Origin of the sequence: Bradyrhizobium sp. 153 (assembly GCF_023073835.1) — a bacterium.
Classification (GTDB): Bacteria; Pseudomonadota; Alphaproteobacteria; order Rhizobiales; family Xanthobacteraceae; genus Bradyrhizobium.
In genome coordinates this window covers 39,718-57,670 of sequence record NZ_JADPKH010000097.1, presented here as the reverse complement: position 1 = coordinate 57,670, position 17,953 = coordinate 39,718, and the positions used below count along the sequence as shown (strand labels likewise).

Annotated in this window: 19 protein-coding genes; 7 read left to right on the top strand and 12 right to left on the bottom strand. The window is 65.0% G+C overall.

From position 1 onward, the window contains the following. Positions 1-17: 17 nt before the first annotated feature. The gene (nth, locus tag IVA91_RS24815; RefSeq protein ID WP_247276561.1) at positions 18-770 is read right to left on the bottom strand and encodes an endonuclease III; all 753 of its coding nucleotides are present in this window, start codon (positions 768-770) and stop codon (positions 18-20) included. A gap of 22 nt (positions 771-792) precedes the next feature. Here nth and IVA91_RS24810 point away from each other — a divergent pair, with 22 nt between their 5' ends. After that, on the top strand, positions 793-1,326 hold the full coding sequence (locus tag IVA91_RS24810) for a DUF2244 domain-containing protein (RefSeq protein ID WP_247276562.1): 534 nt from the start codon (positions 793-795) through the stop codon (positions 1,324-1,326). 54 nt (positions 1,327-1,380) lie between these two features. Beyond that, positions 1,381-2,277, top strand: coding sequence for a bifunctional helix-turn-helix domain-containing protein/methylated-DNA--[protein]-cysteine S-methyltransferase (locus IVA91_RS24805; RefSeq protein ID WP_247276563.1), 897 nt, complete (start codon positions 1,381-1,383; stop codon positions 2,275-2,277). A gap of 93 nt (positions 2,278-2,370) precedes the next feature. Here IVA91_RS24805 and IVA91_RS24800 read toward each other — a convergent pair whose 3' ends face one another. From IVA91_RS24800 to dnaK, 8 genes are all read right to left on the bottom strand, one after another. Beyond that, positions 2,371-2,994 carry a 2,3-bisphosphoglycerate-dependent phosphoglycerate mutase gene (locus IVA91_RS24800; RefSeq protein WP_247276564.1) on the bottom strand — a complete coding sequence of 208 codons (624 nt, stop codon included), beginning with the start codon at positions 2,992-2,994 and terminating at the stop codon, positions 2,371-2,373. Positions 2,995-3,013: 19 nt separating this feature from the next. Continuing rightward, a complete protein-coding gene (gene dapB, locus IVA91_RS24795) occupies positions 3,014-3,829 on the bottom strand; it encodes a 4-hydroxy-tetrahydrodipicolinate reductase (protein WP_247276565.1) in 816 nt (271 codons plus the stop codon). A 180-nt stretch (positions 3,830-4,009) separates the two neighbouring features. Further along, positions 4,010-4,321 (bottom strand): DUF1330 domain-containing protein, encoded by a 312-nt coding sequence (locus tag IVA91_RS24790; RefSeq protein ID WP_247276566.1) that lies wholly within the window; start codon positions 4,319-4,321, stop codon positions 4,010-4,012. Positions 4,322-4,342: 21 nt separating this feature from the next. Further along, a complete protein-coding gene (gene pyrF, locus IVA91_RS24785) occupies positions 4,343-5,053 on the bottom strand; it encodes an orotidine-5'-phosphate decarboxylase (RefSeq protein WP_247276567.1) in 711 nt (236 codons plus the stop codon). A gap of 6 nt (positions 5,054-5,059) precedes the next feature. After that, positions 5,060-5,638, bottom strand: a complete 579-nt coding sequence (locus tag IVA91_RS24780) for an NAD(P)H-dependent oxidoreductase (RefSeq protein WP_247276568.1) — start codon at positions 5,636-5,638, stop codon at positions 5,060-5,062. Positions 5,639-5,695: 57 nt separating this feature from the next. Next, positions 5,696-6,295 (bottom strand): rRNA adenine N-6-methyltransferase family protein, encoded by a 600-nt coding sequence (locus IVA91_RS24775; RefSeq protein WP_247276569.1) that lies wholly within the window; start codon positions 6,293-6,295, stop codon positions 5,696-5,698. An 87-nt stretch (positions 6,296-6,382) separates the two neighbouring features. Then, the gene (gene dnaJ / locus IVA91_RS24770; RefSeq protein ID WP_247276570.1) at positions 6,383-7,522 is read right to left on the bottom strand and encodes a molecular chaperone DnaJ; all 1,140 of its coding nucleotides are present in this window, start codon (positions 7,520-7,522) and stop codon (positions 6,383-6,385) included. 245 nt (positions 7,523-7,767) lie between these two features. After that, positions 7,768-9,669 carry a molecular chaperone DnaK gene (dnaK, locus tag IVA91_RS24765; protein ID WP_247276571.1) on the bottom strand — a complete coding sequence of 634 codons (1,902 nt, stop codon included), beginning with the start codon at positions 9,667-9,669 and terminating at the stop codon, positions 7,768-7,770. 395 nt (positions 9,670-10,064) lie between these two features. On the opposite strand from dnaK, the gene IVA91_RS24760 reads away from it, so the two are divergent. After that, positions 10,065-11,006 (top strand): hypothetical protein, encoded by a 942-nt coding sequence (locus tag IVA91_RS24760; RefSeq protein ID WP_247276572.1) that lies wholly within the window; start codon positions 10,065-10,067, stop codon positions 11,004-11,006. Between the two features lie 143 nt (positions 11,007-11,149). Further along, positions 11,150-11,872: a bifunctional nicotinamidase/pyrazinamidase gene (pncA, locus tag IVA91_RS24755; RefSeq protein ID WP_247276573.1), complete on the top strand. Its 723-nt coding sequence runs from the start codon at positions 11,150-11,152 to the stop codon at positions 11,870-11,872. Positions 11,873-11,932: 60 nt separating this feature from the next. On the opposite strand, the gene grpE is transcribed toward pncA, so the two are convergent. Together grpE and hrcA are read right to left on the bottom strand one after the other, a co-directional pair. Continuing rightward, the gene (grpE, locus tag IVA91_RS24750; protein WP_247276574.1) at positions 11,933-12,550 is read right to left on the bottom strand and encodes a nucleotide exchange factor GrpE; all 618 of its coding nucleotides are present in this window, start codon (positions 12,548-12,550) and stop codon (positions 11,933-11,935) included. Positions 12,551-12,643: 93 nt separating this feature from the next. Further along, complete coding sequence (hrcA, locus tag IVA91_RS24745; RefSeq protein WP_247276575.1) at positions 12,644-13,732, bottom strand: heat-inducible transcriptional repressor HrcA; 1,089 nt, start codon at positions 13,730-13,732, stop codon at positions 12,644-12,646. Positions 13,733-13,899: 167 nt separating this feature from the next. On the opposite strand from hrcA, the gene rph reads away from it, so the two are divergent. The 3 genes from rph to hemW are packed head-to-tail and all read left to right on the top strand — an operon-like array spanning position 13,900 to position 16,400. Then, the gene (rph, locus tag IVA91_RS24740; RefSeq protein WP_247276576.1) at positions 13,900-14,613 is read left to right on the top strand and encodes a ribonuclease PH; all 714 of its coding nucleotides are present in this window, start codon (positions 13,900-13,902) and stop codon (positions 14,611-14,613) included. Positions 14,614-14,623: 10 nt separating this feature from the next. Further along, positions 14,624-15,259, top strand: a complete 636-nt coding sequence (gene rdgB, locus IVA91_RS24735) for an RdgB/HAM1 family non-canonical purine NTP pyrophosphatase (RefSeq protein ID WP_247276577.1) — start codon at positions 14,624-14,626, stop codon at positions 15,257-15,259. Next, the gene (gene hemW, locus IVA91_RS24730) at positions 15,246-16,400 is read left to right on the top strand and encodes a radical SAM family heme chaperone HemW (protein ID WP_247276578.1); all 1,155 of its coding nucleotides are present in this window, start codon (positions 15,246-15,248) and stop codon (positions 16,398-16,400) included. Before rdgB ends, hemW begins: the two co-directional genes overlap by 14 nt. Before the next feature lie 3 nt (positions 16,401-16,403). Here hemW and IVA91_RS24725 read toward each other — a convergent pair whose 3' ends face one another. Beyond that, positions 16,404-17,624 carry a penicillin-binding protein activator gene (locus tag IVA91_RS24725; RefSeq protein WP_247276579.1) on the bottom strand — a complete coding sequence of 407 codons (1,221 nt, stop codon included), beginning with the start codon at positions 17,622-17,624 and terminating at the stop codon, positions 16,404-16,406. Positions 17,625-17,953 lie beyond the last annotated feature (329 nt).

The window sequence follows — 17,953 nt, the reverse complement described above, 5'->3', positions numbered from 1 at the left end:
CGCGCCCGGCGCGGCACTCAGACCGTCTTCTCCGGCCAGCGGCAGAGATCGTTGATCAGGCAAACCTCGCAGCGCGGCTTGCGCGCGAGACAGGTGTAGCGGCCGTGCAGAATCAGCCAATGATGGGCGTGCAGCATGAACTCGGCGGGGATCACCTTTTCGAGACCGAGCTCGACCTCGAGCGGCGTCTTGCCGGGCGCAAGCCCGGTGCGGTTGCCGACGCGGAAGACATGCGTGTCGACCGCCATGGTGTGCTCGCCAAAGGCCATGTTGAGCACGACATTCGCGGTCTTGCGTCCCGCGCCGGGCAGCGACTCGATCCCCGCGCGCGTCCGCGGCACCTCGCCACCGAATTCGCTGAGCACCTTTGCCGACAGCGCAATGACGTTTTTCGCCTTGGTGCGATAGAGGCCGATGGTCTTGATGTACTCGCGTAGGCGCTCCTCGCCGAGATCGAGCATCTTCTGCGGGGTGTCGGCCACCTCGAACAACGCGCGCGTCGCCTTGTTCACGCCGGCGTCGGTGGCCTGCGCCGACAGCACCACGGCGACCAGCAGCGTGAACGGGTTGACGTGCTCGAGCTCGCCCTTCGGCTCCGGATTGGCCTTGCGGAAACGGCTGAAGGCCTCGTGAATTTCGGCGGGCGTCCAGGGTTTTGTCGCTTTGAGCGATTTCTTCGCGGGAGCCCTCGGCTTCGCAACGGCCGGCTTTGGCTTTTTCTTCAGCCCGGGAGTTTTGCGCGGGACCGGCTTGCGGGTGATTTTCGCCATGATTGGGATATACTGAGCGACGATGAGCACAGGCAACGAAATTGAGCGCAAGCCTTCTGAAGATCCGCGCGAAGTGCAGATCTTCTCCGCGCTGCTGACGCCACATCGCTCGCTGAATCGCACCGGCTTCCTCGCCGTGATGCTGTTCCTGAGCGTGGTCAGCTTCGTCACGGGGCTCGCCTTTCTGATGATGGGCGCCTGGCCGGTGTTCGGCTTCTTCGGGCTCGACGTCCTCGTGATCTGGTGGGCCTTCAAGGCCAATTTCCGCGCCGCGCGGGCCAGCGAGGAGATCATGGTCACCCCTTCCGAATTGCGCGTGCGTCGCGTCAGCGATCGCGGCCAGGTCGCCGAATGGACGTTCAATCCGCTCTGGGTCCGGCTCGACATGGAAATCGACGAGGACTTTGGCATCGAGCATCTCTACCTCATCTCGCGCGGCCACCAGATCCAGATCGCCCGCTTCCTCGGGCCGGACGAAAAGGCAAGCTTTTACAAAGGCTTGTTTGAGGCATTGAACGCCGCCAAGCGCGGCCCGACCTACAACCCGGTCAGCTGATTCCAGATCGGAAATCGGGTGGTTTCGCACCCTTCCCTCTCCTACATTTCGGTCATGATGACACTCGCCATACATGACCAGCGCCTGGCCAAGCCGGGCCCCCAGAACGCCGCGCTGCGCGACTATGATTCCGTGCGCCGGGCGATCGCGTTCATCTCCGAAAACTGGCGGACGCAGCCGACCATCGAGGCGATGGCAGATGCGGCCGGCGTCACGCCCGATGAGCTGCACCATCTGTTCCGCCGCTGGGCCTCGATCACGCCGAAGGCATTCATGCAGGCGCTCACCCTCGACCATGCCAAGGGGCTCCTGCGGGATTCTGCGAGCGTCCTCGATGCGGCGCTCGACTCCGGCCTGTCAGGCCCCGGCCGCCTGCACGATCTCTTCGTCACCCACGAAGCGATGTCGCCGGGCGAATGGAAGAACGGCGGCGTGGGATTGACGCTGCGCTACGGCTTCCATCCCTCGCCATTCGGCACCGCGATCGTGATCGCGACCGACCGCGGCTTGTCGGGGCTGGCCTTCGCCGACCATGGCGAGGAGAAGATCGCGCTCGCCGACATGACGCGACGCTGGCCAAAAGCGACTTATGTGGAAGATCACGAAGGCACCGCGCCGTTGGCGCAGCGCATCTTCGACACGAAGCTGTGGCGGCCGGACCAGCCGCTACGCGTGGTCCTGATCGGCACTGATTTCGAGGTGCGGGTGTGGGAGACCCTGCTGAAGATTCCGATGGGACGCGCGGTGTCCTATTCCGACATCGCCTGCAACATCAACAGCCCGAAGGCCTCGCGCGCCGTCGGGGCCGCGGTCGGCAAGAACCCGGTCTCGTTCGTGGTGCCCTGCCACCGCGCCCTCGGCAAGAGCGGCACGCTCACCGGCTACCACTGGGGCATCACCCGCAAGCAGGCGATGCTGGGCTGGGAGGCGGGGCGGCTGGGAATGCAGTAGCTATTGTCATCCCGGCCTGGTCGGCAATCGCGCAAGGTCGGGACGACACCGAATGTGAGGGCGCGGTCTCACCGCACCTCGCACGATCGCGGCCTACCCCGCCAGATCCAGTTTCGACGCCACGGTTGAATCCGCATTGAGGCGGTAGATGATCGGCACGCCGGTCGCGAGCTCGCGCTTCAAAATGCCTTCAGGTGAAAGCTTTTCCAGCACCATGATCAGCGCGCGCAGCGAGTTGCCGTGGGCGGCGACCAGCGTGCGCTTGCCATTGAGCACGCTGGGCAGAATCTCCTGCACGTAGTACGGCAGCGCCCGCGCGAGGGTGTCCTTCAGGCTTTCGCCGCCGGGCGGCGGCACGTCGTAGGAGCGGCGCCAGATCAGCACCTGGTCCTCGCCCCATTTCTTGCGGGCGTCATCCTTGTTGAGGCCGGAGAGATCGCCATAGTCGCGTTCGTTCAGCGCGAGGTTCTTCGAAGTCGGCAGGCCTTCCTGCCCGAGTTCACCGAGGATGAGGTCGAGCGTGTGCTGCGCGCGCGTCAGCACCGAGGTGTAGGCGACGTCGAACACCAGGCCCTGCGCCTTCAGCTTACGGCCGGCTTCCTTCGCTTCAGTCACGCCTAGCTCGGTGAGATCAGGGTCCTTCCAGCCTGTGAACAGGTTCTTCAGATTCCATTCGCTCTGGCCGTGGCGTACGAGCACGAGAAGACGTTCGCTCATTCACTGCTTTCCGTTTCGTTCAGATGTCAGACAGGCCGAGCACGTCGGCCATGGAGTAATGCCCCGGCTTCTTGCCATGCGCCCACAGCGCCGCCTTGAGCGCGCCATGGGCGAACAGCATGCGGTCCTCGGCGTGATGCGACAGCGTCAGGCGCTCGAACGGGCCGAGGAAGCTAACACTGTGATCGCCGGCCGCGGTGCCGCCCCGCAGCGAGGCAAACCCGATGTCGCCCGGGCGGCGCGTGCCGGTGAGGCCGTCCCGGCCGCGCGCGGCGTGCTCATCGAGCGGTATGCCGCGGCCGCTCGCGGCCGCCTGGCCCAGCATCAGTGCCGTGCCCGAGGGCGCGTCGACCTTCATGCGATGATGGGTCTCGACGATCTCGATGTCAAAACTCGGGTCGAGCGCTTTGGCGACGCGCTTGACCACGGCCGCGAGCAGGTTGACGCCGAGACTCATATTGCCGGATTGCACCACGACAGCGCGGTTGGTCACGCTCTTGATCACGGCGTTATCCGAGCCCGACAGCCCGGTCGTGCCGATGACGTGGACGAGGCCGCGCTCGGCGGCGATCGCGACATTGGCGATGGTCGCGGCCGGCACGGTAAAATCGAGGATGCCGTCGGCATCCTTGGACATCGCCCATAGGTCGGCAGAGAGCTTGATGCCGTTGGCCGGGAGGCCTGCGAGCACGCCGGCATCCTTGCCGAGCAGCTCCGAGCCCGGCGCCTCCAGCGCGCCGGCCAGCACTGCGCCTTTGCTCTCGGCAATCGCCCGCGTCAGCGCGCGGCCCATCCGGCCGCCGGCCCCAGCAACAATCAAGCGCATGTCGGACATGGTGTGATCCTCTCCGCTGCCGTTGTAGCGGGGGCAGACAGTTCCGGCAACCGAGGGGCCTGACACCATCGTCATTCCGGGGCGATGCGCAGCATCGAACCCGGAATCTTGAGATTCCCCGGTGCGCAATTGCGCACCTGAGGCCTGGGCCTTCGGACCATCCCGGAATGACGGCGTGCTTCAGCCGTCCGACGGCTGCGGGCCGTCATAGCCCTCGATGATAATGAGATCGGCGATGGAGTGCGGCTGGCGCACCTTGATGTTGGCTTGGTATTCCGGCGAGTTGTAGCAGGCGAGCGCGGTCTCGTAGTCCGGGAATTCGATCACGACGTTGCGGTTGCGGCTGGCGCCTTCGACGGCGGTGAACTTGCCGGCGCGAACGACGAAGCGGCCACCCCATTTCTTGAAGATCGGACCGTTGGCGACGGCATAGGGCTTGTAGCCCTCGTCATTGCTCACATCGACGCGCCCGATCCAGTAGCCTTTTGCCATTGTTGTTCTCCCTCTTGTTAATCAGCCGAGCGCCTGCGCGATCTCGGCTTGAATGGCTTCCGCGATTGCCTTGGGCTCGGTGGCTTCCACCACCGGCCGCCCGACGACGAGGTAGTCGGCGCCGGCAACGATGGCGCGGCCGGGCGCCATGATGCGCTTCTGGTCGCCGCTTGCCGAACCCGCCGGGCGGATGCCGGGCGTGACGAGGCTCATCTGATGGCCAACAATCTTGCGCAAGGCACCCACCTCTTCCGGCGAGCAGACGAGACCATCGACGCCGAGCACCTGCGCCTGCTGCGCGCGCGCTTCGACCAGTTCGGAGACGCCGAGCCGATAGCCGGCCGCGTGCAGATCATCCTCATTGTAGGACGTCAGCACGGTGACGGCGAGGATCTTCAGGTTCGAATTGGCGCGGCCTTCGACAGCGCCCTTCATGGTCTGTGGATAGGCGTGCACGGTGAGGAAGGTTGCGCCGAGCTTGGTGATGCTCTCGACGCCTTGCGTCACGGTGTTGCCGATGTCGTGCAGCTTGAGATCGAGAAAGACCTTCTTGCCCTTGTCGGCGAGCCGGCCGACCAGCGGCAAGCCATCGGCATAGGCGAGCCGGTATCCAATCTTGTAGAAATTGACGCTATCGCCGAGCCTGTTGACCATCGCTTCCGCGATATCGACGCTCGGCACATCGAGCGCAACGATCAAGCGGTCCTTCGGGGCGATCTCGGCTGGCGTCATGTCACCTCACATCATGCGTTGGGAAATGTCGATCAACTGCCGCACCAGTGCCTGCAACGCGGCGATATCGCCCTCGTTCTTCAGCCTGTCCATATCGTCATAGGCCTGGTCGGCAAAGGCAAGCGTGAGCTGGTTGGCAATCACATTGGCATGGCAGGAGGTCAGGATCAGCCGCAACGCCTGCAGCGCACGGGCCGCGCCCAGCCGGCTCTGTGAGGCGCCGGCGAGCGCGAAGACGCGATTGCGGAACACGTCGCCGCGCGCCTCGTGCAGATCGTGTACGCGGCTGACCCAGTCGATCGCGTTCTTCAGCAGCGGCGGCACCGAAGCATTATATTCGGGCGTGACGATCAGCACGCCGTGATGCGCGCCGATCATGCGCTTGAGATTGATTGCGTGCTTGGGCACGCCGGATTTGGCCTGGAGGTCGCCGTCATAGATCGGCAGCGGAAAATCAGCGAGCGAGATGCGGGTGATTTCGACGCCGGCCTGGGCGAATTCATACGCCGCGACCGCCGCCAGCTTCGCGTTATGCGAGCCGGTGCGCAGCGAGCCGGGAATGATCAGGATCTTGGGAGCTGACATCCAATCCAATGCGTTCGGCGAAAAGAGCCCGCCGCGCAAAACGAGGAGCCGGCGGAATTAATCCTTGCGATACACCCAGACGCGGGCCGGCGGAAGGTTCATCCAGATCCGTTCAGAGGCCTCTGTGGACACGCCGGGCAGTGATTTCGGGATCGGCGGCACCACCGCATAGGTGAACTGGATGAAGGGCGCACCGGGCGCCAGCGCCGTGAAGGCGTCGCGGACGAGCCGCAGCCGCGTCAGCATCGGTTTTGTGACGAGCGGCAGGCCGGAGACGACCGCGGAGGCCGGCTCGCTCAAGACGTTCCAGAGCGTATCGCGCAAGCGATAGGCATCGCCCTGCACCACCTTGGCCTGCGGGTAGCGGTCGCGCAGCAGCGCACAGAAGCCAGGATTGTATTCGACGAGGACGAGACGCTTCTGGTCGATGCCGCGCTCGATCAAAGCCGAGGTGATGGCACCCGTGCCGGGCCCGAGCTCGACTACCGGAGCGTCGGAGTCGATATCGACGTAATGGGCCATGGTCCGAGCCAGCAGCTTGCCCGACGGCATCACCGCGCCCATGTGCAGCGGCTTTTCGATCCACGATCTGAGAAAGCGTACCTCATCATCGAGACGAGGCTTCTTCAACGCACGCGCGGACGATGGCAATGGCATGTCTGGACCGGACGGGACCGCAGGACGCGGCGTGTCAGAAAATGGTCATAAAGACGTATAGGCCGAAGGCGGCACGGTCAAGACGCGTCAACTCGCCCGATTACCGAAGAAATCCTTGACCTTGGCGAAGAAGCCCTCTGATTCCGGCTGCGTATTGCCGGAGGACAGCTTTTCGAACTCGGCCAGCAATTCCTGCTGCTTCCTGGTGAGGTTCTGCGGGGTCTCGACCACGACCTGGACGTACATGTCGCCCATCTGGCGCGAGCGCAGCACCGGCATGCCCTTTGATGCGATGCGGAAGCGGCGGCCCGACTGGGTTCCGGCGGGCACCTTCACCTTGGCCTTGCTCTTCTCGATCGTCGGCACCTCGAACTCGCCGCCAAGGGCGGCTGTCACCATCGAGATCGGCACGCGGCAATGCAGATCGGCGCCGTCGCGCTGGAAGAACTGGTGCTGGGCCAGCGACAGGAAGATGTAGAGGTCGCCGGGCGGGCCGCCGCGGACCCCGGCCTCGCCCTCGCCGGCGAGCCTGATCCTCGTGCCGTCCTCGACGCCTTGCGGAATGTTGACTGACAGCGTGCGCTCGCGGGTGACCCGGCCCTGTCCCGAGCAGGACGGGCAGGCATCCTCGATCATCTGGCCGCGGCCCTGACAGCCGGGACAGGTGCGCTCGAGGGTGAAGAATCCCTGCGACTGCCGCACGCGCCCGGCGCCGCCGCAGGTCGAGCAGGTCTTCGGCTTGGTCCCGGCCTTGGCGCCGATGCCCGAGCAGGCCTCGCAGGTGACCGAGACCGGAATCTCGATCTGCGCGTTCTTGCCGCCAAAGGCTTCCTCGAGCGTGATCTCCATGTTGTAGCGCAGGTCGGCGCCACGCTCGCGACCGCCGCGGCCGCGCTGTCCAGCCATGCCGAACAGGTCTTCGAAAATGTCAGAGAAGGAGGAGGCGAAGCCCGCGCCGAAACCGGCACCGCCGCCGCCGAAACCGCCGCCCTGCTCGAACGCGGCATGGCCGTAGCGATCGTACGCGGCACGCTTGTCCTTGTCCTTGAGGATCTCGTAGGCCTCGTTGATTTCCTTGAACTTGACCTCGCTGGTTTGATCCCCCGGATTGCGATCGGGATGGAATTTCATCGCCAGCTTGCGAAACGACGATTTCAGCTTGGATTCGTCGGCGTCGCGATCGACCTCCAGGGTCTCGTAGTAGCAGCGCTTGGTGGACGTGGACATGATGAGCTCGGTCTATCCAATCGCGTATCAAGTCGGAGCGAAACGACGCCGCTGCGCGACGACATGAGCGTCCCTCCGCCTTACGGCGGAAGACGGCACAGCGGCGTTCAGCATAACGGCTGAGAATTGATCGATCGTAACGGGCGCCTTGCCCGCCCGTCCCGACGCGGCGGCCTCCCCCGCGAGGGGGGAGGTCGGTAGCGCGTGTGGGGTCCAAGCCGTCCGCATCGTTACCCTCTCGGGGTTCAGGCGGACTTCTTGTTGTTCTTGTCGTCGTCGACCTCGGTGAATTCCGCATCGACAACGTCGTCCTTGGCCGCATCCTTCTTGGCGTCGGCCTCGGCCTGTTGCTTGTACATGGCCTCGCCGAGCTTCATCGACACCTGGGCCAGCGTTTGGGTCTTGGCCTTGATCGCCTCGGCATCGTCGCCCTTCAGCGCTTCCTTGAGGTCGCTGACGGCATCCTCGATGGCGCGGCGCTCGCTCTCGGCGACCTTCGAACCGTGCTCGGCCAGCGCCTTCTCGGTCGAATGCACCAGGCCATCCGCCTCGTTCTTGGCGGTCACCGCCTCGCGGCGCTTCTTGTCCGCCTCGGCATTGGCCTCGGCGTCCTTGACCATCTTCTCGATGTCGGCTTCCGACAGGCCGCCCGAGGCCTGGATGCGGATCTGCTGCTCCTTGCCGGTGGCCTTGTCCTTGGCCGAGACGTTGACGATGCCGTTGGCGTCGATGTCGAAGGTCACCTCGATCTGCGGCATGCCGCGCGGCGCCGGCGGAATGCCCATCAGGTCGAACTGGCCGAGCATCTTGTTGTCGGCCGCCATTTCGCGCTCGCCCTGGAAGACGCGGATGGTGACCGCGTTCTGGTTGTCCTCGGCGGTCGAGAACACCTGGCTCTTCTTGGTCGGGATCGTGGTGTTGCGGTCGATGATGCGGGTGAACACGCCACCCAGCGTCTCGATGCCCAGCGACAGCGGGGTGACGTCGAGCAGCAGCACGTCCTTGACGTCGCCCTGGAGCACGCCGGCCTGGATCGCAGCACCGATCGCCACGACCTCGTCCGGGTTGACGCCCTTGTGCGGCTCCTTGCCGAACAGCTGCTTCACGACCTCCTGGACCTTCGGCATGCGGGTCATGCCGCCGACCAGCACGACTTCGCCGATCTCACCGGCGGTGATGCCGGCGTCCTTCAGCGCTTTGCGGCAGGGCTCGATGGTCTTCTGCACGAGGTCGTCAACCAGCGCCTCGAACTTGGCGCGGGTGAGCTTCATCGTCAAATGCTTCGGCCCGGTCTGGTCCGCGGTGATGAAGGGCAGGTTGATCTCGGTCTGCGTCGTCGAGGACAGCTCGATCTTGGCCTTTTCAGCGGCTTCTTTCAGGCGCTGCAAAGCGAGCTTGTCGTTGCGCAGATTGATGCCCTGCTCCTTCTGGAACTCGTCGGCCAAATAACCCACGAGGCGCATGTCGAAATCTTCGCCGCCGAGGAAGGTGTCGCCGTTGGTCGACTTCACCTCGAACACGCCGTCGCCGATTTCGAGAATGGAGATATCGAAGGTGCCGCCGCCGAGGTCGTACACCGCGATGGTGCCGGCCTTGGTCTTGTCGAGGCCATAAGCGAGCGCGGCCGCAGTCGGCTCGTTGATGATGCGCAGCACTTCGAGGCCCGCGATCTTGCCGGCGTCCTTGGTTGCCTGGCGCTGGGCGTCGTTGAAGTAGGCGGGAACGGTGATGACGGCCTGATCGACCTTCTGGCCGAGATGGGCTTCCGCGGTCTCCTTCATCTTCTGCAAGATGAACGCCGAAACCTGCGAGGGCGAGTAGGTCTGGCCGTCGGCCTCGACCCAGGCGTCGCCGTTGGAAGCCTTCACGATCTTGTACGGAACGAGCTTCTTGTCCTTCTCGACCATCGGATCGTCGTAGCGGCGGCCAATGAGGCGCTTCACTGCGAAGAAGGTGCGCTCGGGATTGGTGACGGCCTGGCGCTTGGCCGGCTGCCCGACGAGGCGCTCGCCGTCATCCGTGACGGCGACGATCGAAGGCGTCGTGCGCATGCCTTCGGAATTCTCGATGACTTTGGCGTTCTTGCCATCCATCACGGCGACGCACGAGTTCGTGGTGCCGAGATCGATCCCAATGACCTTTCCCATGGTCCTGATATCCTTCTTTTTGCGGCAGGTTGGTTTGGGCCCAGAAGGCACCCGATCCAAACCCCCTAAGATCAAACATCCGCGATATTGCGATGATTGAGGCTCATATAGGAGGGGGGGAGGGGCCCGCAAGGACCGAACGCAAGTTTCGGCCGTGAAAACATTGGGTTTTGGAAGATCATATCCGGGCTCAACCGCCCTTGCGGGTGAGGAAATATTAACAGGTTCGGGTCTCAGCAAGCCCCGCCAGCGCAATCTGCCCCACCCTGTTACGACAAGGCCAAACCCGCTAAAAGGCGGACCGGCCGGGCAGCCGCAGCACAGCTGCTCCGCGCGACAATGCGGCCCGGTGGCCGACCATCGAACGGCCTCAATGTGAACCAATCAGAGTGCCCATGAAGCTGACCCGTCCCCTCGCCGCGCTCGCCATCCTCATTGCCTCGGCGCTTCCGGCCCTTGCCGCCGACGCCGTTTACCCGCCTGGCTTGCGCCTCGGCATGGTGCCGCTGATCGGGCTGAGCACGGCCAAGACCTTTCCGGGCTTCGAGAGCGAGGACGGCAATGTCAAGGTGCTGATCACCGAGCTGCCGCCGGCGGCCTATGGCGAGGTCGTGAGCGCCTTCAATTCCAATCCGGCCGGTGCGAACGGCGTCAAGCAGGACAAGATCGAAACCCCCGCGGGCCTTGCCTATTTCACCACCGAAAGCGGCAAGGCCGGCGATACCCCGGTGAGGCGCTATTCGATGATTGTGCCGGGCGCCGGCTTCTCCGGCTATGTCGCGGTGCAGATTCCGGAGAATGCGACCAAGATCTACAGCGATGAAGCGGTGCGCCAGATGTTTGCGACCGCCGTCACCCGCAAGCAGGTCTCGGCCGAAGAGCAGATCGCGCTGATGCCGTTCAAGATCACCGATCTCGCCGACTTCAAGGACATCCGTACGCTGGCGCCGGGCTCGAGCATCATCCTGGCCGACGGCGACGAGAGCACGGGCTATGAATCGAAGCCGTTCATGATCCTCGGCCTGATTGGCGCCACCCCCCAGCAGACCGACGACCGCGCCCGCTTCGCCCAGGAAGCGGCGCTCCAGATCCCCGGCGTGCGCGAGTCGCGCGTCACCATGTCCGAGCCGATCCGCATCAACGGCCAGCAGGGTTTCGAGACCCGGATCGACGGCGTCAGCGGCAAGGACAAGGTTCCGGTGACGGTGGTGCAGTGGATCCGCTTTTCAAGCGGCGGCACCTCGCTGCGCATCATCGCCAGCGCCCCGCGCGACCAATGGCCAAGCGCCTTCACCCGCTTCCGCGCCGTGCGCGACGGCATTCAGCCGAAGGGCTAGCTCCCGTACGCGGGAGCGGTGAGGATCCGCCGACCCAAGCCCAACCCCTCGCCAAGACCGACTGCATTTTCGGGCTTCTGTTCGCACACAAGCGGAACTAGGCTTGGCCTCCATTGGGTTCATTCCTGGAGGGGAGACGAACGATGCTGGATCGGCGACACATCTTGGCGGCGCTTGCGACCACGGCGCTCGCGGGCCTCGCACCAACCGCGCTGTTTGCGGCCGCGTCAATCAAGCCTGACGAAGCCTCCGCGCTGCTCGTGATCGACGTGCAGAATTGCTTCCTGCCCGGCGGCAGCCTCGCGGTGAAGGAAGGCGAGCAGGTGGTGCCCGTCATCAACAAGATCGCAAAAGCGTTTGCGAACGTGGTGATGACGCAGGACTGGCATACGCCCGGGCACATCTCGTTCGCTTCGGTGCATTCCGGCAAGAATCCGTTCGAGACCGTCGATCTTCCCTACGGCAAGCAGGTGCTGTGGCCGGACCATTGCGTGCAGGGCACCGACGGCGCCGCGCTGTCAAAGGATCTTGCGATCCCGCACGCCGAACTGATCATCCGCAAGGGTTTTCACAAGGAGGTGGACAGCTACTCGGCCTTTCTCGAAGCCGACGGCAAGACCTCGACGGGCCTTGCCGGCTATCTCAAGGGCCGCAAGATCAAGCGCGTCTTCGTCGCCGGTCTCGCCACGGATTTCTGCGTCGCCTGGACCGCGCTCGATGCGCGCAAGGCGGGCTTCGAGGTCTATGTGGTGGAGGACGCCTGCCGCGGCATCGACACGCAGGGTTCGCTGGCAAAGGCCTGGGCTGATATGGCCAAGGCCGGCGTGAAGCGGATTCAGTCTGCGGATATCGCGGTGACCGCGTAATAATTTCGCGCAGTCATTCCGGGGCGGCCCGAAGAGCCGAACCCGGAATGAGGCCAAGGTTCAGTTTGCCGCGCTGTTCGGCTCGTTGGTGTTGGCCGCGGGCGCGGCCTTCGCGCCGCCTTTGGCGACACCGACCAGGGCGGGACGCAGCACGCGCTCGCCGATGGTGTAGCCGGCCTGCACGACCTGCACCACGGTGCCCGATGGCACCGACGCATCGGGGACTTCGAACATCGCCTGCTGGAAATTAGGATCGAACTTCTGGCCCTGCGGATCGAACTTCTTGACGCCGTGCTTTTCCAGCGCGTTGAGCAGCGAGCGCTCGGTGAGTTCGACGCCTTCGATCAGCGAGATCAGGCCGGGATCGGCCGCGGCACGCGCCTCGGCCGGTACGGCATCGAGCGCGCGCTGGAGGTTGTCGGCGATGTCCAACACGTCGCGGGCAAAGCCGGTAATGCCGTAGAGACGGGCGTCGGCGACCTCCTTGCTGGTGCGCTTGCGCAAATTCTCCATCTCGGCCAGCGTCCGCAGCATGCGGTCACGCGCCTCGGCCGCTTCCTTCTGCAACGTCTCGACCGAGCCCGGCTCGGGATCGTCGGGCATGATGTAAGGCTTCGACACTACCGGCTCGCCGGTCGGCGCGGTCGTGTCTTCGGGTTGCCGGTCTTGATCGGTCATCGGCTCTAATCTCGAACTCGTTTCCAGGGATTGTTGGCCCGGATATCGTGCCTAAGCGTACGAAAATCAAGCGCCCGTGATCGGGAACGCCGGTCAGCCCCCCAAAAGCCGACTGACGATGCGGGCGGCGTAGTCCACCGTCGGGATCACACGGGCATAATTCAGCCGCGTCGGGCCGATCACGCCGAGAACGCCGACGATATGGCCGGCGGCATCCCGATAGGGCGAGATGATCGTGGAGGAGCCCGACAGCGAAAACAGCTTGTTCTCACTCCCGATGAAAATTCGCACGCCTTCCGCGGTCTCGGCCCGGCCGAGCAGGTCGATCACGCCGCGCTTGGTCTCGAGATCGTCGAACAACAGGCGCACCCGCTCGAGGTCCTCCAGCGCGTGCAGATCTTCCAGCAGATTGGCGTGGCCTCGGACGATGAGCTGGCGGTCCTCGTTCTCGCCTCCGGACCAGCTCGCGATGCCGGCCGCGATCACCTTTTGCGTCAGCTGATCGAGCTCGGCCCGGGCCTCGCCGAGTGCGGTCTCAAGCTCGAGCCGCGCTTCGGCCAGCGTGCGGCCACGAATCCGTGCATTGAGGAAATTGCCGGCTTCGGTCAGCGCCGAGGAGGGAACTCCGGGCGGCAGCGTCAGCACGCGGTTTTCGACCTGGCCATCCTCGCCGACCAGGATCACCAGCGCTTTCTCCGGTTCCAGACGAACGAACTCGATGTGCTTGAGCCGGGCGTTGGATTTTGGCGTCAGCACGACCGCGGCGGCACGGGTCAGGCCCGACAGCCGCATCAAGGCCTGGTCCAGCGCCGCCTCGACCGATTGCGCCTGGCCGACCGACGAAAGCTGACTCTGGATGGATTGCCGTTCGGCCTCGGTGAGGTCGCCGACCTGCATCAGGGCGTCTACGAAGAAGCGCAGTCCGAGTTCCGTCGGTAGCCGGCCGGCGGACGTATGGGGCGCATAGATCAGGCCGAGCTGTTCCAGGTCGGCCATGACGTTGCGGACCGAGGCCGGCGACAGCGGCATCGCGATCAGGCGCGAGATATTGCGCGAGCCCACCGGCTCACCGGTCGCGAGATAGCTTTCGACAATTTGACGAAAGATGTCGCGGGAACGCTCGTTGAGCTGGGCAAGGCCTGCGCGCGGCGCGATCAGATGCATCGGATCGTGATGGGCCACAGACGGTAACTCCTCTCAGATACTCATAATTTGTCCATCCCGGACGCTTCTGACAAGCGTGGCGTTTGCGGGCCCGAAATCAGGGGTGAAAAAACCTTGCCGCCCACCCTCACCCCACCTACAAGCACCGCGAATAGCCTTTCCCGTGAGTTTTTGGAGGACTTCCCATGCGGCCAAGCCGCCGTGCGCCCGACGAATTGCGCCCCGTGACGCTGGAGCGCGGCGTGGTCAAATATGCGGAAGGCTCGTGCCTGGTGAAATTCGGCGATACTCATGTGCTGGTCACCGCCACGCTGGAAGACCGCCTGCCGCCGTGGCTGAAGGGCCAGGGGCGCGGCTGGGTCACCGCCGAATACGGCATGCTGCCGCGCGCGACCTCAGAACGCACCCGCCGCGAGGCCTCCGCCGGCAAGCAGAGCGGCCGTACCGTCGAGATCCAGCGCCTGATCGGCCGCAGCCTCCGTACCATCGTCGATCTCGAAGCGCTCGGCGAGCGGCAGATCACGGTCGATTGCGACGTGCTCCAGGCCGACGGCGGCACCCGCACGGCTGCGATCACCGGCGCTTGGGTCGCACTTGCCGATTGCATCAACTGGATGAAGGCGCGCAACATGATCAAGGCCAATGTGCTGCGCGACAACGTCGCCGCGATCTCCTGCGGCATCTATAATGGCACGCCGGTGCTCGATCTCGACTATGCCGAGGATTCGGAAGCCCAAACCGACGCCAATTTCGTCATGACCGGCGATGGGCGCATCATCGAGGTGCAGGGCACCGCGGAACGCGAGCCGTTCACCGAAACCGAGTTCCTGGCGCTGATGGCGCTGGCCCGCAAGGGCGTCGCGCGTCTGGCGGACTTGCAGAAACTGGCTGTGGCGTAGTCAATAGGCCATGCACCGCCGAATCACGGACAAGCTCGTCATCGCCACCCACAATCCCGGCAAGCTCGCCGAGATGCGGGAGCTGCTTGCGCCGTACGGCATCGAGGCGGTGTCGGCTGGTGAGCTCGGCTTGGCCGAGCCCGAAGAGACCGGCAACGATTTCCGCAGCAACGCCGCGATCAAGGCGATCGCGGCGGCGCAGGCGACCAAGCTTGCCGCTTTCGCCGACGATTCTGGCATCGTGGTCGACGCGCTCGACGGCGCGCCCGGCATTTTCTCCGCGCGCTGGGCCGGGCCGAACAAAGACTTCGCAGCGGCGATGGCGCAGATCGAGCGCCTGCTCCAGGAGCGCGGCGCGACCACGCCCGACAAGCGCAAGGCCCATTTCGTTTCGGCGCTCTGCGTCGCCTGGCCCGACGATCATCGCGAAGAGGTCGAGGCGCGCGTCGACGGCACGCTGGTCTGGCCGCCGCGCGGCACCGCCGGCTTCGGCTACGATCCGATGTTTCTGCCCGATGGCCATAGCCGCACCTTCGGCGAGATGGAGAGCATCGAGAAGCACGGCCTGCCGCCCCTCGGCCTCGGCCTGTCGCATCGCGCCCGCGCCTTCGTAAAACTGGCGGAGATCTGCCTTGAGCCGCGCTAAGGAAGCCTTCGGCGTCTACGTGCATTGGCCGTTCTGCCTGTCGAAATGCCCCTATTGCGACTTCAACAGCCATGTCCGCCACGCCGCGATCGACGAGGCGCGCTTTGCATCCGCCTTCGCCCGCGAGATCGCAACCACGGCTGAGCGCGCACCCGGCCGTGAAGTGACCTCGATCTTCCTCGGCGGCGGCACGCCATCGCTGATGCAGCCCGCAACCGTCGGCGCGGTGCTCGATGCGATCGGCAAGCACTGGCATGTTGCAGGCGACGTCGAAGTGACGCTGGAGGCAAACCCGACCAGCGTCGAAGCCACACGCTTTGCCGGTTATCGCACCGCCGGCGTCAACCGCGTCTCGCTCGGCGTCCAGGCGCTCGACGATGCCTCCTTGAAGGCGCTCGGCCGTATGCACAGTGCGCGCGAGGCCCTCGATGCCGTCGCCATCGCGCGCCGTTCGTTCGACCGTTATTCGTTCGACCTGATCTACGCCCGACCCGACCAGACGCCGGCGATGTGGGCGGACGAGCTGCGTCTCGCGATCGATGAAGCGGCCGAGCATCTGTCGCTCTATCAATTGACGATCGAGGAAGGCACGCCGTTCTTCGGCCTGCACCAGGCCGGCAAATTGAAGACGCCGGACGAAGCCGTCGCGCGCGCGCTCTACGACGTGACGCAGGAGACCTGCGACAAGCTCGGCCTGCCCGCCTACGAGATTTCAAATCACGCGCGGCGCGGCGCCGAGTGCCGGCACAATCTGGTCTATTGGCGCGGCGAGGAATATGCCGGCATCGGTCCCGGCGCGCATGGCCGCCTCGACATCGATGGTATCAGGCACGCCACCGCCACCGAAAAGCGCCCCGAAGCCTGGCTGATGCGGGTCGAGACCAACGGCGACGGCGTCGTCACCGACGAGCTCCTCAACAGCGAGGAGCGCGCCGACGAATTTTTGCTGATGGGATTGCGGCTCGCCGAGGGAATCGACCCTGAGCGCTACAAAGCCCTCTCGGGCCGCCCGCTCGACCCCCGCCGCATTGCGCTGCTGCGCGAGGAAGGCGCGATCACGGTGGACGCCACGGGCCGGCTGCGCGTGACGAGCAGTGGCTTCCCCGTGCTGGATGCGGTGGTTGCGGATCTGGCGGCGTAAGCGCTACGCCCCAAAACTCTTCGGCGAGCCTGCCACCGCAACCCCGCCGCCGGTCGTCACCTTCATCACCGCAAGTCCTCGCTCGTTGGTGCCGTCGGGGCGGAAGCGAAACAGGCCGTCGATGCCGGCAAAGCCTGAGGGGTTGGTCAGCACGTCGGGCGAGAAGCGCGTCGTGCCTTGCGTGCGCGCCAGTGCGGCGACGAGGGCGACTGCGTCATAGGCGAGCGTCGCAGTGCGCACCGGCTCGGCGCCATATTTGGTGCGGTAACGGCCGGAGAAGGCGCGGAAGCCGGCCGGATCCGGCGCGGCATAGAGGCCGCCTTGCAACGCTGCGCTGGCATAGACGCGCGGATTGTCCCACAGGCCGGTGCCGAGCAGCTGGATGTTGCGCAAATTCGCACCCGCCGCAGTCATCGCATCCGCCACTGAAACCACGGCATCGCCGTCGTCGGCAATGAACAGCGCGTCCGCACTGCCGAGCTGCTGCGCCACGGTTCGAGCTGGGGTGGCGCGGTCGGCGCCGTATTTCTCGAACGCGACGATGCGCCCACCACGCCGCGGCACTGCCGCCTTCACGGCGGCTTCGACCACGTTGCCATAGGCGTTGTCGGGCACGAGCACGGCAACGGAGCGCTTTCCGATGCTGGCGGAATATTCGACGATGCGGTTGACGTCGGACTCCGGCAGGAAGCTGAGCAGATAGACGCCGCGTCCGGCGATGCTGGAATCGGTCGAGAATGCCATCACCGAGATGCCGCGCGTGCGCGCGACCTGCGCCACCGCCGGCACCGATTGTGCGAACAGTGGTCCCAGGATGATTTCGGCGCCCTCGTCGACCGCCTGCTGCGCACCAGCTTGCGCGCCTTGCGGGCTGCCATTGTCGTCCTTGATCAGGAGCTGGATGTTCGGGTTTTGGAACTCGGCCAGCGCCATCTCGGCGGCGTTGCGCATGGATTGCGCCGCGAGGCCTGCATTGCCAGCCGCCGACAGCGGCAGGATCACGGCGACCTTGACCCCACCGGTGCCAGCGGTCGTGCCCTGTTGGGGCGGACCAGCCGGCTGCGCCGGTGGCGCGGAGCTGGAGAACTGGCTGAGACTCTGCTGCACGCCGGCGCAGGCCGACAGCAAGGGGGCGCCGAGCAACAGGCCAAGCGCGCTCCGGCGGGTTGCCCCGGGCCATCGGGGCGCCGGACCGGAAGACTTCGAACTAGACGGGCCCACCATCGCAGATTCTCTTCCGACCGGCCGTCGCCCAGCCGGTCACCACATTGCTCCACGACGCAAGCCGCGGATTCAGGCATATTGTCGGCAAACAGTTAACCAAAACAAAAGGATAATCGCCACTTAACGCGACCACCCTCCTATCCTGGCCCACCGCTGGCCGTCACTTACGCAGCATCAAGGGAGGTTTCCGTCGCGAATATGGCGCGAGGGCCTTGCTCCCGCGCAACGTGACCCCGCATCGATCACATTCCCGTCCGTTCCTCGCCCCTCACCTCGGCCCGATCTTTTTCGAAGAGCTGGTTCCCAGCCCTGCGGATCGTGCCTAAGTT

What these genes read in the sequence shown, in the direction of transcription:
- grpE (WP_247276574.1), bottom strand. Translation starts at nt 12,550, where the DNA reads ATGACCGATCAAGACCGGCAACCCGAAGACACGACCGCGCCGACCGGC.
- IVA91_RS24810 (WP_247276562.1), top strand. Translation starts at nt 793, where the DNA reads ATGAGCACAGGCAACGAAATTGAGCGCAAGCCTTCTGAAGATCCGCGC.
- dnaK (WP_247276571.1), bottom strand. Translation starts at nt 9,669, where the DNA reads ATGGGAAAGGTCATTGGGATCGATCTCGGCACCACGAACTCGTGCGTC.
- IVA91_RS24725 (WP_247276579.1), bottom strand. Translation starts at nt 17,624, where the DNA reads ATGGTGGGCCCGTCTAGTTCGAAGTCTTCCGGTCCGGCGCCCCGATGG.
- dnaJ (WP_247276570.1), bottom strand. Translation starts at nt 7,522, where the DNA reads ATGTCCACGTCCACCAAGCGCTGCTACTACGAGACCCTGGAGGTCGAT.
- dapB (WP_247276565.1), bottom strand. Translation starts at nt 3,829, where the DNA reads ATGTCCGACATGCGCTTGATTGTTGCTGGGGCCGGCGGCCGGATGGGC.
- IVA91_RS24800 (WP_247276564.1), bottom strand. Translation starts at nt 2,994, where the DNA reads ATGAGCGAACGTCTTCTCGTGCTCGTACGCCACGGCCAGAGCGAATGG.
- IVA91_RS24775 (WP_247276569.1), bottom strand. Translation starts at nt 6,295, where the DNA reads ATGCCATTGCCATCGTCCGCGCGTGCGTTGAAGAAGCCTCGTCTCGAT.
- rdgB (WP_247276577.1), top strand. Translation starts at nt 14,624, where the DNA reads ATGCACCGCCGAATCACGGACAAGCTCGTCATCGCCACCCACAATCCC.
- pyrF (WP_247276567.1), bottom strand. Translation starts at nt 5,053, where the DNA reads ATGACGCCAGCCGAGATCGCCCCGAAGGACCGCTTGATCGTTGCGCTC.
- IVA91_RS24790 (WP_247276566.1), bottom strand. Translation starts at nt 4,321, where the DNA reads ATGGCAAAAGGCTACTGGATCGGGCGCGTCGATGTGAGCAATGACGAG.
- IVA91_RS24760 (WP_247276572.1), top strand. Translation starts at nt 10,065, where the DNA reads ATGAAGCTGACCCGTCCCCTCGCCGCGCTCGCCATCCTCATTGCCTCG.
- pncA (WP_247276573.1), top strand. Translation starts at nt 11,150, where the DNA reads ATGCTGGATCGGCGACACATCTTGGCGGCGCTTGCGACCACGGCGCTC.
- IVA91_RS24780 (WP_247276568.1), bottom strand. Translation starts at nt 5,638, where the DNA reads ATGTCAGCTCCCAAGATCCTGATCATTCCCGGCTCGCTGCGCACCGGC.
- IVA91_RS24805 (WP_247276563.1), top strand. Translation starts at nt 1,381, where the DNA reads ATGATGACACTCGCCATACATGACCAGCGCCTGGCCAAGCCGGGCCCC.
- nth (WP_247276561.1), bottom strand. Translation starts at nt 770, where the DNA reads ATGGCGAAAATCACCCGCAAGCCGGTCCCGCGCAAAACTCCCGGGCTG.
- rph (WP_247276576.1), top strand. Translation starts at nt 13,900, where the DNA reads ATGCGGCCAAGCCGCCGTGCGCCCGACGAATTGCGCCCCGTGACGCTG.